This is a genomic window from Paraburkholderia sp. GV068 (genome assembly GCF_003058125.1).
Classification (GTDB): Bacteria; Pseudomonadota; Gammaproteobacteria; order Burkholderiales; family Burkholderiaceae; genus Paraburkholderia; species Paraburkholderia graminis.
The window spans coordinates 255270-267997 of record NZ_QBUB01000006.1; the positions used below are offsets into that span (position 1 = coordinate 255270).

12 protein-coding genes and 1 pseudogene are annotated in these 12728 nt (G+C 59.5%); 3 read left to right on the forward strand and 10 right to left on the reverse strand.

Going from position 1 to position 12728, the window contains the following annotated elements; genetic code table 11:
* Positions 1-8: 8 nt before the first annotated feature.
* The 5 genes and pseudogenes from C8K18_RS15230 to C8K18_RS15250 form a co-directional block, all read right to left on the reverse strand.
* Positions 9-434 carry a CopG family transcriptional regulator gene (locus C8K18_RS15230; RefSeq protein ID WP_029968769.1) on the reverse strand — a complete coding sequence of 142 codons (426 nt, stop codon included), beginning with the start codon at positions 432-434 and terminating at the stop codon, positions 9-11.
* Between the two features lie 332 nt (positions 435-766).
* Positions 767-1570, reverse strand: a complete 804-nt coding sequence (locus C8K18_RS15235) for a transglutaminase family protein (protein WP_053860454.1) — start codon at positions 1568-1570, stop codon at positions 767-769.
* Positions 1571-1819: 249 nt separating this feature from the next.
* On the reverse strand, positions 1820-2851 hold the full coding sequence (locus C8K18_RS15240) for a GGDEF domain-containing protein (RefSeq protein WP_258196128.1): 1032 nt from the start codon (positions 2849-2851) through the stop codon (positions 1820-1822).
* Between the two features lie 308 nt (positions 2852-3159).
* Positions 3160-3300: pseudogene (locus C8K18_RS33695) on the reverse strand (alpha/beta hydrolase); the annotation flags it as partial.
* 881 nt (positions 3301-4181) lie between these two features.
* Positions 4182-4427 (reverse strand): AlpA family transcriptional regulator, encoded by a 246-nt coding sequence (locus C8K18_RS15250; RefSeq protein WP_107707983.1) that lies wholly within the window; start codon positions 4425-4427, stop codon positions 4182-4184.
* A 624-nt stretch (positions 4428-5051) separates the two neighbouring features.
* On the opposite strand from C8K18_RS15250, the gene C8K18_RS15255 reads away from it, so the two are divergent.
* Entirely contained in the window at positions 5052-5258 is a 207-nt protein-coding gene (locus C8K18_RS15255; protein WP_107707985.1) for a type II toxin-antitoxin system VapB family antitoxin, read from the forward strand.
* Positions 5255-5638: a type II toxin-antitoxin system VapC family toxin gene (locus C8K18_RS15260; protein ID WP_107707987.1), complete on the forward strand. Its 384-nt coding sequence runs from the start codon at positions 5255-5257 to the stop codon at positions 5636-5638. The genes C8K18_RS15255 and C8K18_RS15260 overlap by 4 nt, the downstream gene beginning before the upstream one ends.
* 1201 nt (positions 5639-6839) lie before the next feature.
* Here the strand turns inward: C8K18_RS15260 and C8K18_RS15270 are convergent.
* A complete protein-coding gene (locus C8K18_RS15270; RefSeq protein ID WP_107707989.1) occupies positions 6840-7415 on the reverse strand; it encodes a TetR/AcrR family transcriptional regulator in 576 nt (191 codons plus the stop codon).
* A gap of 200 nt (positions 7416-7615) precedes the next feature.
* Between C8K18_RS15270 and C8K18_RS15275 the strand changes: the two genes are divergently transcribed.
* Positions 7616-8317, forward strand: a complete 702-nt coding sequence (locus C8K18_RS15275) for a glutathione S-transferase family protein (protein ID WP_107707991.1) — start codon at positions 7616-7618, stop codon at positions 8315-8317.
* Between the two features lie 331 nt (positions 8318-8648).
* Here C8K18_RS15275 and C8K18_RS15280 read toward each other — a convergent pair whose 3' ends face one another.
* The 4 genes from C8K18_RS15280 to C8K18_RS15300 form a co-directional block, all read right to left on the reverse strand.
* Positions 8649-10229: an IS66 family transposase gene (locus C8K18_RS15280; protein WP_107707995.1), complete on the reverse strand. Its 1581-nt coding sequence runs from the start codon at positions 10227-10229 to the stop codon at positions 8649-8651.
* A gap of 63 nt (positions 10230-10292) precedes the next feature.
* Positions 10293-10631, reverse strand: coding sequence for an IS66 family insertion sequence element accessory protein TnpB (tnpB, locus tag C8K18_RS15285; protein WP_161966615.1), 339 nt, complete (start codon positions 10629-10631; stop codon positions 10293-10295).
* Positions 10628-11020 (reverse strand): transposase, encoded by a 393-nt coding sequence (locus tag C8K18_RS15290; RefSeq protein WP_165919879.1) that lies wholly within the window; start codon positions 11018-11020, stop codon positions 10628-10630. The genes tnpB and C8K18_RS15290 overlap by 4 nt, the downstream gene beginning before the upstream one ends.
* Positions 11021-11854: 834 nt before the next feature.
* Positions 11855-12727 (reverse strand): LysR family transcriptional regulator, encoded by an 873-nt coding sequence (locus C8K18_RS15300; RefSeq protein WP_107708000.1) that lies wholly within the window; start codon positions 12725-12727, stop codon positions 11855-11857.
* Position 12728 lies beyond the last annotated feature (1 nt).

The window sequence follows — 12728 nt, forward strand, 5'->3', positions numbered from 1 at the left end:
TCAGGCGGCTAGAGAATTCTGCCGGCGAGCGCCGCCTTGACGGCAGGCGAAGCGTGAAAGGCACCCAGCACGACGACGCTTTCGATAGTCGCCAGCGCGAGTTCCGGGGAAACGTCGGCAGCAATACTGGCCAATCCAAGGACCTGAATGTTCAGACGCTCGTGCGCGGCCTGGATCGCCTCCAGATCTTGTCTGGAAAAACGCTGCAGCCCGAGCACCAGTGAACGACGCGCAACCGTTTCCCGCACGACCCCCGCATGCAGCGCGAGCTGGTTGCGGATTGCCGTTCGGATCAGGTCCGTCCGGTTCGAATAAAAGCCTTCCTCGACGAGGAGATCGATCTGCCCGAGGTCGACGGGGCCGAGGTTGATCGTGATTTTTTCCGACTCGCCGCCTGCCGGGCGCGGCGTTACGACAGCAGACTGCTTTTTCATTTTTCCATCCGTACACCATCCAATGGGATGGTTATACGCGGGTTTGCCGGAGGGCGCAACGCATAAAAAGCGGGCCAGAGGCGATGGGCGCGACGTCGTTGTGCACCGGGGGGCGAAGGGTTTGCCGGGGGAAATAACAGCAGCCGGTACGGCGGCATGGCTACCGCGTGAGCGTGAGGTGTGGCCCGCCGCCTGCAGCCGGCGAGCACGCGAGATGGCCCTGGCCCGAGCACCAGAAAGTCGAAGCTGCCCTTCGGATTCGGACGGCACGGTTCATTGCGGCAGACCTTAGGGGCGTCGGCCCGTCGGCTCTGCGGTCCGCCGTTGCACGCCTATTCCTGGTGACAATGCACCCTGAAGTGTCGCAGCATGGCGGGCCCGAACGCATTGCTGATGGCCACATCGGCCGCATCACGACCATATGCCATCAGAATGCGCCCAATGCGCGGTGCGTTGTTGCGAGGGTCGAACGTTTGCCAGCTGCCGCCGACGTAGGCCTGAAACCAGCCCGCGAAATCCATCGGCGCCTCTACCGGCGGCAGGCCAATGTCGCTGATATAGCCGGTGCAGTAGCGCGCCGGAATATTCATTGCACGGCATAGCGTGACGCCGAGATGCGCAAAGTCCCGGCAGACGCCTGTGCGTTCGCGGTACACATCGACTGCGGTTTTGGTCGCTCGCGCGTGTCCGTAGTCAAACCGGATATGTCGGTGCACGAAATCGCAGATTGCGAGGACCGTCTCGCGGCCCGGCGGACACTGCCCAAAGATCTTCCACGCGACGTCCACCAGCAGATCGGTCTCGCAGTAGCGGCTGCCCAGCAGGAAGACCAGCGTCTCGTCGGGCAACTGTTCAACCGGATCGCGCCGACCGTCGATAGGCCGCGTTTCCATCGACTCCGGCACGTTCAGCAGCGCCGTCGTGCTCAATCCAATCCGGCCGGCGGGCGCGACGATCCGGCTGCACAGGTTGCCGTAGCCATCGCGATACTGCCTGATCGGCACCGGCGGATCGGTAACAAGCACGTCCGCCACAAGAATATCCTTCGCATGCGAAGAATGCGTGTTCAACATCAGCATCATCGGCGTCGGTCCTGGACACTCGAACGACAGCTCATATCCGACGCGAAGCTTCATCAGAGCTCCTGGTTTAACTGATCGTGGGGAGGTGCGGGGCAGGCATTCCAAAGTGGTGGGGAAGCCTGCAATAACATCATCCCACGATGCGAGGCGCTTCGCCCTGCATCAAAAACAATCGCATGCCGGTGTTGCCGGCTGGGCAGCACTTTATGAAGAATCGCGACCTATCGCCACCTCGCCGCGGCCAACCGGATGTTTGCCTGCCGGGATGGCCCCGGTGGCCGGTCTTTGCCAGACGCCGGACGATCACACCATATTGCGCTCGGGGGCGTCCCGCGTCTGACCGGGTGATTCTCCGACCACCCGATTCCTTCCCGCGCGCTTCGCTGCATAGAGCAGCTGATCGGCGCGCGCCAGCAGCGCCCTCAAGTCCTCACCAGGCCGATACCGCGCGATGCCAGCACTGGTCGTGACGCGAAGCGTAGCCTCGATCTCATCGAAGCGCGAAGACTCCAGCACAGTGCGTAAGCGCTCGGCGATCTCATACGCGAATTTGTCGTCAGCACCCGGCAGCAGAAGCACGAACTCCTCGCCGCCGATGCGCGCGACTACATCTTTCTCGCGCACCGCGGCGCGCAGGATTGCGGCGAACTGGCGCAGCACCGCATCGCCGGCCGCATGCCCGTAACGGTCATTGATGGACTTGAAGTTGTCGATGTCGAAAGCGATCAGCGTGAGCGGATAGCTTCGCCGGTCCGCGACGCGCCGGCCCGCCAGGCGTTCAAACGCGCGCCGGTTCAACGTTTCGGTGAGCGAATCGAGATCGCGTTCGAGAGTCAGCCGGTCGATTACATCCGACATCGCCGCGGCCAGCAGCACAAGCCCCAAGACAGCGCCCATCAGGGCGAGCGACAACTGTAGCAAGACCCAGAAAATGGTTCGCGCGAACGGCGCAGTGCTATGCGGCAAGGGTTGGATCGCGGTGAGCGACGTTCTGATAAAAAAACTGACGCCGAAGATCAGCAGCACCCAGAGGAGAACGTGGTTGACGATGCGGCCATTGCAGTGTTTCCTGAAACGGATCGCGGTAAACAACATCAAGAGCCCGGCGCTGAAATTCAGAATGTAGATACGCACCAGCAGGTTCGGCGTCACGAAGGAGAAGTAATGCATGCCGGCCAGCACCAGCACGAACATCGACGCATGCGTCACCAGTCGCAGGTGAAGCCCGGCCCTGCGCATCACACCTTCCGCCAACAGTTGAATGCTCAACGCATAAAACGTCGCCGATACAAGGGCGTTTAATCGCCATTCATCCGGCAGGTGGCAGATCTGCACGGCGGAGCCGAGTGCGAAAGCAACAAACGAAGCGGCAAGAAGGCGCAGATAACGCAGTCGTCGATCATAGAACCATGCACACGCAAAACCGAACGCAAAGACGGCCGTGATGCCTGGAATGATCAATTGAATGAGTTGATTGGGCGTTATCTGAACGGACATTTAGCTCGTTCTCCGGTGCCGGCTACGACACCGACGTGCCTACGAGTTCGCGTTGCGAGGTCCCATTCTAAAGGCGCTGCAACCGTCGGGAGAACGTGCAGATGCGAAGACAACCGTTCGTCTTCCGGTTGACTTCTGCATGCCCCTCCGGCAAACGACATGGCTGGCCATTCACCGGGCTCGACTTGCCGCATGCGGCTATCGACCGGTCACTTCTAGCGATACGTCCACGATTTCCGGCTCGTAGACGCTTGCAAGCGCAGTCCGGGGAATCCATCGAAGGTCATGTGATCGCCGCCCGGCAGCCTGGCCGCGGCGCGTGCATCGAAGTGCGTTCTTCCTCCGGCGTAGGACTCGCAGCTCCGCCCTATTCGTTCTCGTCGAAGTATTGAAGTGGCCTTTGCCTGGCGGACGTCTGCCGACCGACCTACGCCAAAGCCTACGCCGAAGTACATCGCACCTATTTGACGACTTCGTGTCGCTTTCTTACTACAATTAGAACGAAGGTGTCCGAGTCGCAGTTGCTCGACCGGAACGCCGTCACTGAGTAGCGCACGTTCCGCACAATCCCATTCGATGTCAATTCCATGGGGGAACCCAGACGGGAAAGAATTTCCGCCGGGTCACGCGAGGTCGATACCGTCACCGATACCGATACCGGAAATTCCAGGCGGCAATCGTCAGCTTTGAGAACGCTGGATCGGAGAATTGAGGTGCGCCTGGTTGAACGATCGCGAACGCGAAGTATTCGAGGACCGCTCATGCGGAAACACGGTCACCGATACCATCACGCACCTTCCAGTACGGCCCGGTAGAGCCTGCCGGAAGCTACGCGCCGCCTCGAACCCCGAAAGCTTCCCCCCAACGAAGCGGGCGCTTTCGAAGCACCGCATACGCCGCAATTAAAAAATCATTGCGGCAAATTCTTGCCCCGACACGCTAAATATTTGTGATGCCGGGGCTGTACCTCGCCGGGGTCAATCTCGTAGAGGTCGGCTGCAATTTCGACGTCAACATCGCACTTTGGGCGGCCCCATGTCGGCCTCAGCACCACCAGCCGTCAGGAACGCTTACATTTTCCAGGTTTGTCTTGCATCGGTGCGTTTGCGTATCGTCCCGGTCCGAGCCGCGACGATGTCTACTGCTACGATGCCAGAATGCGAATGGCTCACGAAGCGGGCCGCTCGCCTTTGGGAATTTGCCGCTTTCCAGCGCCCGTGTTCTCCGGCGGCAGAAGGTTAGAAACCGGACGAGCGTCAGCCCACTCCCGGACCTCGTGTTCGAGCCATCCCACTCTGCGGCCCGATAGTAGCCGCGGTTCAGGGAAGCTTTTCTCCCGAACCAGCTTCTGTACAGTCGCCGGCGACAAGGAAAGCGCCTCGGCCACTTCTTTCAGAGACAAACAGATTTTCATCGTCGTTTCCACCTTCTGTCTGTTGTCCTTAACTCCCTATTCGCACGACACTGCTCTCAGTAAAGCGTTTTTCCGAATTTAATGGATGGGATCGAGTCGGGCAAATCTCCTTGGGAGAACAGAATTGCGTTTCTCAGTGCATCGATTGCGCAACGGCTTTCTCACGGGTTCCCCCGGCGCCCTATGCAAAGTCATACCGAGCTGAAAGTCACCAGCGGCATAATTCCTGACGTTGATTTTTCTTATTTATCGTTCCGTGAAGCGTATCTAGCAAGCACGCTCTCGGGTCCTGAATCATGTCGCGCTTCTCATCCAGCTCACTCTCTTGTCCAGCTTGCCGCCTGCCGCCCGTTTCTGAAGTCGTGCCCAGCACCGATACCGGTGAGCAACGCGCCGTCCGTGGTTGGGCCGGTATCCCTCGGAGAGCACGCCCCCTTCCTGAATTCGAAGCTCGCACATCGCAGACTTATCGGTTTGCCAGCGCGGCGCGCTGCACGAACGTGCGCCGACAGACGCCACCGGCCTATGAGCGCCCGCAGGAAACGTGGTTGACCAAATCTGGTTGATCAAGTGTGGATTGATGCTAGAATTGATGCATAAACGCATCAAAAATGGAGCAATGCTATGCGAACCACCGTTACAATCGACGACGCGCTCTATCAGGAAGCTTTGGAACTTGCCGACCCGGGGACGGACAAGGCCGACCTGTTCCGGTCGGCGATGCAGACTTTCGTCCGCGTCCAGGCTGCTAAACGCCTTGCCGCGCTCGGCGGAACCGTCCCTGAAATGTCGGACATCCCACGGCGCCGCCCCAAGGCTGACAGAGAGTGAACAACGTACTGATCGACACGTCTGTGTGGGTAGACCATTTCCGCCGACGCAGCGAAACTCTCGTTCATCTGATCACCACCGATCAGGCGCTTACCCACCCGCTCGTGCTCGTTGAACTCGCCTGCGGTACCCCGCCAGCGCCGCGGGCCCGCTCGCTTCACGACATCGGCCTGCTGCGGCATGTCCAGCAGGCGACATGGAGCGAGGTCATGCAGTTCATCGAAAGAGAGCAACTGTATGGTCAGGGTTGTGGCGGCGTCGACCTGACGCTGCTGGCCTCGACCTTGATGACCCCGGGGGCCCAGATTTGGACACTGGACAAGCGGCTCGCCACGCTCGCTCGCCGGCTCGGCGTTGGCTACGGGAGCAAGGCGCATTGAATGTTCGTCCGTCAACGACTTTGCTCACGCGCTTACTGCCACGCCGGGCGTGCTCTAGCGCAAAAGTTGACTGCTCCATAGTGGGGTCTCGTGTGCGTTTCACGAATGTAGGTCGAACTCTTCTTTGGGCAAGCTTAGCAATGCATCCGGGCAACACGTCGCACAGCCAGCACTTCAGGCAGAACTTCCCCCGCCATTCAGAACTCCGTCTCTGTAACCACGCGCAGCCGGCGGCTTGATGGCCAATCGTCACCCCAACTGCTGATAGAATCAATCGCACGGAAAACATGCGTCGGAGCACGGCTGATCATGGAGTACTGAGTCAGTTACAAGCACAGTCTGGCAAGCGCCCCCGACGACTTTATTGCGCGCGTCGCCTCTCAGGTAGTCGACGACATTCCCGGGAATATTCCGCGTGCCCTGCTCCCCGAATTCATCGCAGATCTGATCCTGAAACGATCATCCCGGATCGGTAGGATCCGTGACCTGAGGATACTGTAGCGCTACCCGACCAGACGCAATGCTAGTCGGCCTGTTCACACCACACTGCTGTTTTCGGGGCGTTGCAGCGTTGACGCGGTTAACGTGCTGCACAGTATGCTAGACCGAGTCGTCCATGCTCACCTTCGCCTGAAGTTTCCCGCAAACATTGCTTTGGCGCTGGACGGCGCCCTGCCTGCACCGTATTTTCGGTAGCCGCGTCGCGGAAAGCCGGGCATGGCGTCGACAGACAGAAGCCGTTTGCGGGCGTAACCGAATGCCCGGCTCATCCACGGGGCGCCTTGTCGCCTGTCGTTCGGCCTTTGCCAGCGCTCGCTGGTCAGGCGCCGTGCATCTGCTACATGCCGTTCTGCTGTCATTGGCGATCCGTTGCAGATGAATGTCGGTCCGGAAGTATGAACGAGTCTTGACGACCCACTCCGGCCAGACAACTTGCTCCAAACCGGTCAGTCAGCCAATTTCAAGTTTGCGGGCTGGAATGCCAGTAAGCGGCCGATGGCGACCTCACCCAATCGGCCATTTTGAGACGTCCGACGGAGCCGCATAGATTGTTAGCAATGCAATATCTGTCTGAACGACCTACTTGCATTCGACATCGAAGTAACGGATGCCGACGCATTGGCGCCGTTCGCTACTCGCGCGTGCTCCTCCGGTAGGTGCACTCTGAAAGCTCGCGCCTGTCTGGACGGTGCCGGCTTCCCTAACTCGGGAGAAGGCCGGCCTGACGGTAGTTCCGGACTACCGAATCATAAATCGTGATGTCAGAACGGCTTCTCGCCATGAGCTGAGCGCCAGCAATAGCCGCATAGATGGCGCGAGCCCGTTCTTCACTCTCTTCTTTTGCCACCCCGCCGGCTGCGATGAGCACTTTCGCCAGCCAACTGATGTTGACATCGGCGAACGTCTGAACTTCCTTCTTCACTGTGTCTGGCAGGTCGTCGTACTCGGCAGCCATGAAACTGCACAAGCACATGCGATTGCCATTCTGAAGCGCCGACCGGAAGGTATCAGGGTATTCGCGCAAACATACGATCGGGTCGCCCGACGCGGCCAATCTGGCGGCAAGCATCGCGGAGAACTGCTCCCAATAGCGTTTCGCCACCTCGGCTCCCAGGTCGGCCTTGGAGGGAAAGTGATGATAGACGCTGGCAGCTTTGATGCCGACTTCTGCCGCGATGTCACGAAAATTCAGGCCGCCGTAGCCGTGGGCACCGGCGACCCTGGTCGCGGCAGCGAGGATTTGCTCTCTTGAATTCGAGCCACCGTCACTTTTCACAACAAGACCCCTCAGTAAAAATAGTGTTGACAGGCCGAATTCTATCCGATAAATTGCAACCTACCAAGTGGCAGGTAGATTTATTTGCTTGAAGGGCCACACCAACGTCAGTTGGTTTTTTTGATCGCTGCGAGACTACCATGTGGCAGGTAGATAACTGCGGCAGCAAAGACTCTTTTCGAATCTTTAGGAGCCGCACCATGTCTTCGAAACTTCAACTCTTCACTTCGCCTTCGGCCTTCCCCAACCCGCAACGCCTGCGGCTGTTCATGTACGAAAAGGGCATTGCCGCGCAGTTTGACGAGACCATCTACGACATGACGCCGGTCGGCGAACAGCGTGGCTGGCGTCACCTGAAAATGAATCCGTGGGGCGAAACGCCGACGCTTCAGCTTGCTGATGGTGGCTTTATTTCAGAAACAGCCGCCGTCGTTCGATACCTCGACCAGAGCTATCCGGGTCGAAAAATCATGGGCGAGACCCCGCTAGAGCAAGGCTTGGACAACATGTGGGACAACCGCATTTGGGTACACATCCTGTACCGAATTGTCACCGCCTTCCATGTGTTGCACAGTGGGCTCGGCTTCAAGCTCGAACTGACGAAGAATGAGGCATGGGGCGAGCATTGCCGCAAGGAAGCATTGGCCCACGCCGCGCTGGTCAACAAGCATCTGTCAGACGGCCGCGCATGGTTGCTCGGCGGCCAGGAACCGACCTTCGCAGACATCACGCTGGCAACCGCAATAGCGTTCTCGAAGTTCCCGGTGAACGCCACTCCGCTCGACGAGCGTTTCGAATTTCTTGATGCCTACTGGAAGCGTTGGCAACAACGCCCGAGCTTCAAGGCCGCCTACGCCGACCGCCAAAGTGGCATTCCGGAGCTCGATAACGCTCCGGTGTGAACGCCGGAGAACAGTTAAAACTTCCTGCTGAAGGTCAACAACCTTCCTCTCGCCGCTTCGATGTATTGCCTTTTTGACCGGGCAAAACGGTAGATGACATAGAACGCCCCTAAGCCTTGGCTGCGGGCGTTTTCCTCTTCCAGCGCAACCGAGTCGGCCTGTCTCTTTGGTGGACGGCTGCCCTCTACGCTCGCGGCCGCCTCCTGACGCTCGCAACTGAGTGCTCTCACCGGTGCTATCGATGGGGCCGTTAAAGGTCGCGACAAATGTCCAGATCCAATGAACAACGTTAGATTGTAAGCGGCCAGCAAACACATCTTGACGAATTGAACTAGCGGATAGCAACGGCTGGCTGCCAGCGATGAGGCAGCAAGGCTGCGATATCGCTAGCCCTGTGGGTTGGCAGTCGCGTCAGGATGTCTTTCAGATAGGCGTGTGGTTCGTGCCCATTCAGTTGCGCTGAACGTAGCAAACTCATGATGGCTGCGGCTCGTTGGCCGGCTCGAAGCGAACCGGCGAACAACCAGTTCGCCCTTCCGATGGCCCACGGACGTATCTGATTTTCGACCCAATTGTTATCTATAGGCACGTGGCCGTCATCGAGATAGCGGGTCAACGCTTCCCATCGTTTAAGACTGTAATCCAGCGCTCTGGCAATCGCCGAACCTTCCGAGACCAGCTTGCGCTGTGCCATCATCCATTCGTAAAGTGCGTCACAGACCGGTTTGGCCCGACTCTGTCGAAGCTTGTGGCGCTCCTCAGCTTGCAGCACTGCAGCGTCGCGCTCGATGTCGTAAAGCGCAGCGAAGAACGGCAGCGCCTGCGCGGCGATCTGGCTGCTGTGATTGGCGTGCAGATCGAAGAACTTGCGTCTCGCGTGGGCCGCACATCCAATTTCAGTGATGCCCTGCTGGAATCCAGCCTTGTACCCACTATAGTCGTCGCATACCAGTTTGCCGTGCCAGCCAGCGAGGAACGCGCGAGCATGTTCGCCTGCACGGCTGTCGGCGAAGTCGTAGACCACGGCGCGCAGCTCACTGTAGTGCGTCGGTGTATACGCCCACAGATAAGCGCAATGTGTCTTGCCTTTGCCGGGACTGAGCATCTGTACCGGCGTCTCATCCGCATGCAGCACACCCTGCTGCAGGATTTCTTCATGCAGCGCGTCGACCAGCGGTTGTAGCTGCACGCCGCACGTACCGACCCATGCGCCCAAAGTCGAGCGCGGTATCGCGACGCCCGCTCTCGCAAAGATATGCTCCTGACGATACAGGGGAAGGTGGTCAGCGTACTTGGCAACCAGCACTGACGCCAGCAGCCCCGAGGTCGGAATGCCCTTGTCGATGACGTGCGCAGGCACCGCGGCCTGCATCAGTGTTTCGCAGTTTCTGCACACCCACTTGCCACGGATATGCCGCTCAACGGTGAACACGCCCGGCGTGTAGTCCAGCTTCTCGCTGATGTCCTCACCGATACGCACGCGCTCGCAGCCACACTGGCATACGGTGCTATGCGGCTCATGGCGAATCTCTGTGCGCGGCAATTGCGCCGGCAGCGCTGCACGCTTCGGTTGCTGGGGTAGAGGCTCGGCTGTGGCTTGTGGCTGAAGTTGGTCGAGCTCAACTTCAATGGCGGCGAGATCTGCGTCAATCGCCTCATCCAGCAGGTTCATCTGATCGCTGCTGAGCTGCTCGCTGCGCCTGCCAAACTGATGGCGTCTGAGAATCGATATCTCGTGGGTCAACTGGTCGATGCGGGTCTGACGGTACCGTAGCTCCCGGTCCTTCTCACCGACCTCCCGGGTCCTCTCCTCAATCTCCCTGTCCCGGTCCTCGACGCGCGCAATCAGTCGTGTGGCGAGCGCACGCAACTGTTCCGGGCTAAGAGCGTTGAGGTCGGCTGGCAGGTCCATGCAGACGAGTCTGCCAGAACCTCGGAGGGCGCGAAAGCGCAACCGTTTACATCCCGGGCATTTTCAAACGACACGGATTACACCGTCCGCGCCGATACGCTGCCACGGCAAACCCACCACTAGACCGGCCAGCTGTTCCTGCGTGAGCGCGTGTTGCTTTGGCTCGCTACCAGCGCGCGGCCAGACGAACTGCCCCTCGTTGAGCCGCCGTGCGGCAAGCCAGATGCCGATCCCGTCGTGAACCAGCACCTTCAGGCGGTTGGCTCGCCGGTTGGCGAACAGGTAAGCATGGTGCGGATGCGCGGCGCCAAACACGGTGATCACCCGACCCAGTGCCGTATCAAAGCCGGCCCGCATGTCCAGCGGGTCAACTGCCAGCCACACCTGGTCAATGCGGATCATGCAAGCCACTCGCGCAGCCAGGCAGCGCATTGCGCTGCCTCCGAGCTTGGCCAGCTAACCGTTATCGACTGGTCTGCGCGACGAACCTCGACGCGAATCTCCGCTGTACGCCTGCTTCGCGTCTCAAGAGGCAACGGTACGAATTCCGGTGCCGTCGCCGCTGTCAATGGCGCTGCCACGTCGCGACGCGCCACCAGCACACATTCGTTCGTTTCGGCCTGGTCGACCCACCGTCGAAGCAGATTCGCGTTCAGCTTGTGGCGCAATGCGATGGCCGCGAGCGATACCCCGGGCCCCTGGCAAGCTGCCACTACCTGAGCCTTGAACTCGACGCTGTAGCGCCGACGTCGTCGACGGCCAAGCGTCGCTCCTTCTTCAATAGTGTTCACGTGTCCACCTATTTAAGTGCACACGATGCTCCCAAGACTTTCAACGCAACTCAAGATGAGATGACCGGGCGCTTACGTTAGATTTATGTGAATTATGTGAATATCGACAGACAGGCCAGCGTTCTGTAATTCCTGGCATTTGCCCGCCGTCGGAGCGACCGAATCCACTTTCCCAAGTGCGACGTGGAATGGCAGATTCCAATGGCCGCTATCGAGAATCGCGAAGGTCCGCATCGGCTCGGGCAGCGTCAGCCCGCTCTTCAGTTTCATCGCCGGAAAGCGGCCAGTGGAATCTCGCGGCCTAGGAGCGGACAGTCGCCAGCGCGTACTTCCGACCCACTTCGGCCACATCGATCCAACGGCGCGAACGGCCGTTGAGAAGGTACGAACGGACCGCGAGTGGGTTCGACGACGAGCGTCGGCGGCGACCGTGGTAGTGGTTCGCTCGCGCTGAATAACGCCACAATAGGCACTTTCGGACTGGTCGAAGGGGCAGAGAAACCGCCGTCCGAGCCGCGGCCGGAAAGTTTTTGGGATCTGCGCCAGTTCGCCACGTCATGGGTACACGCCGGTCGACGATTGCACCAACATTTCGTGTTCCGGCAAGCGGCGCAGCCGCGTTAGCTACCCGCTGTTCCAAGTACTCCGGGCGACGGAAGCGCTCCTGAAGATCCCGATCGAGCGCATCGCGCTGGCTGGAATATAGGTGCAGCTGGCGTCCTGCCCTGACAGGACCGCGCTCGTTCATGACTTCATCGAAAACCAGCCATGCACGCGGCGGCATCTACTCAATTGGTCATTTTGAACTCGAAGTGCCCCGGAGACGCGAAGCGTCTAGGCGTGCTGGTCAAAACACTCGACGAGCATATCAGTTAGGACCCGGACCTTCGCTGATGGGTTAAGACCGGGCGGGCGCACGACATATATACCCGCGGTCGGCGGTGGGAAACGACACATGACCGGCACGAGCGCGCCGGAAGCAACGTATTGATCCGTTACGCCGTCGGGGAGCCATGCGAGGCCGAGCCCAGCCGCTGCGGCGGAAGCAATAGCGATGGCGTTATCAGCCTTGAAACGTCCCCGCGGATGAACGGTTATGACATTGTCGCCATCCATAAACCGCCAGCTTTCCGTTCCCTGCATTAAAGCCTGGTGACCGTGAAGCTCGTCCGGTGTTTCAGGTGCGCCGTGCGTTTTGACATAGTCGGGGCTTGCGACGAGCTTTCCGTAGATAGGTCCAACGCGCTTCGCGATGAGGTTTGAATCCTGAAGGTAGCCGATCCGAATCGCACAGTCATAGCCCTCCCCAATCAGATCGACCATGCGGTCACTGTAGCAGGTGTGAATGTGCAGCAGCGGGTGACGGCGGGCCATTTCTGCCAGAACAGGTGATAAATGAGTCGGGCCGAACGTGAGGGGTGCTGCGATCCGCAAGCGGCCGCGCAGGTGGCCGGCTGGTGAAATCGTCTCCCTGGCAGCGTCGATCTCGGCAACGACGCGGGCGGCGTGGTCGCGAAAGGCTGTGCCCGCTTCAGTCAGAGCAGCGCCACGGGTTGTCCTTGCCAGGAGCTGGACGCCAAGCTCTGATTCAAGCCGCAAAAGTCTCCGGCTAACGATGGATTTTGAGACTCCCAAACGGCGCGCAGCGGGCGAAACGCCGCCCGAGTCCGCGACCTCAACAAACGTCTGAAGTTCTTCGATGTCCAAT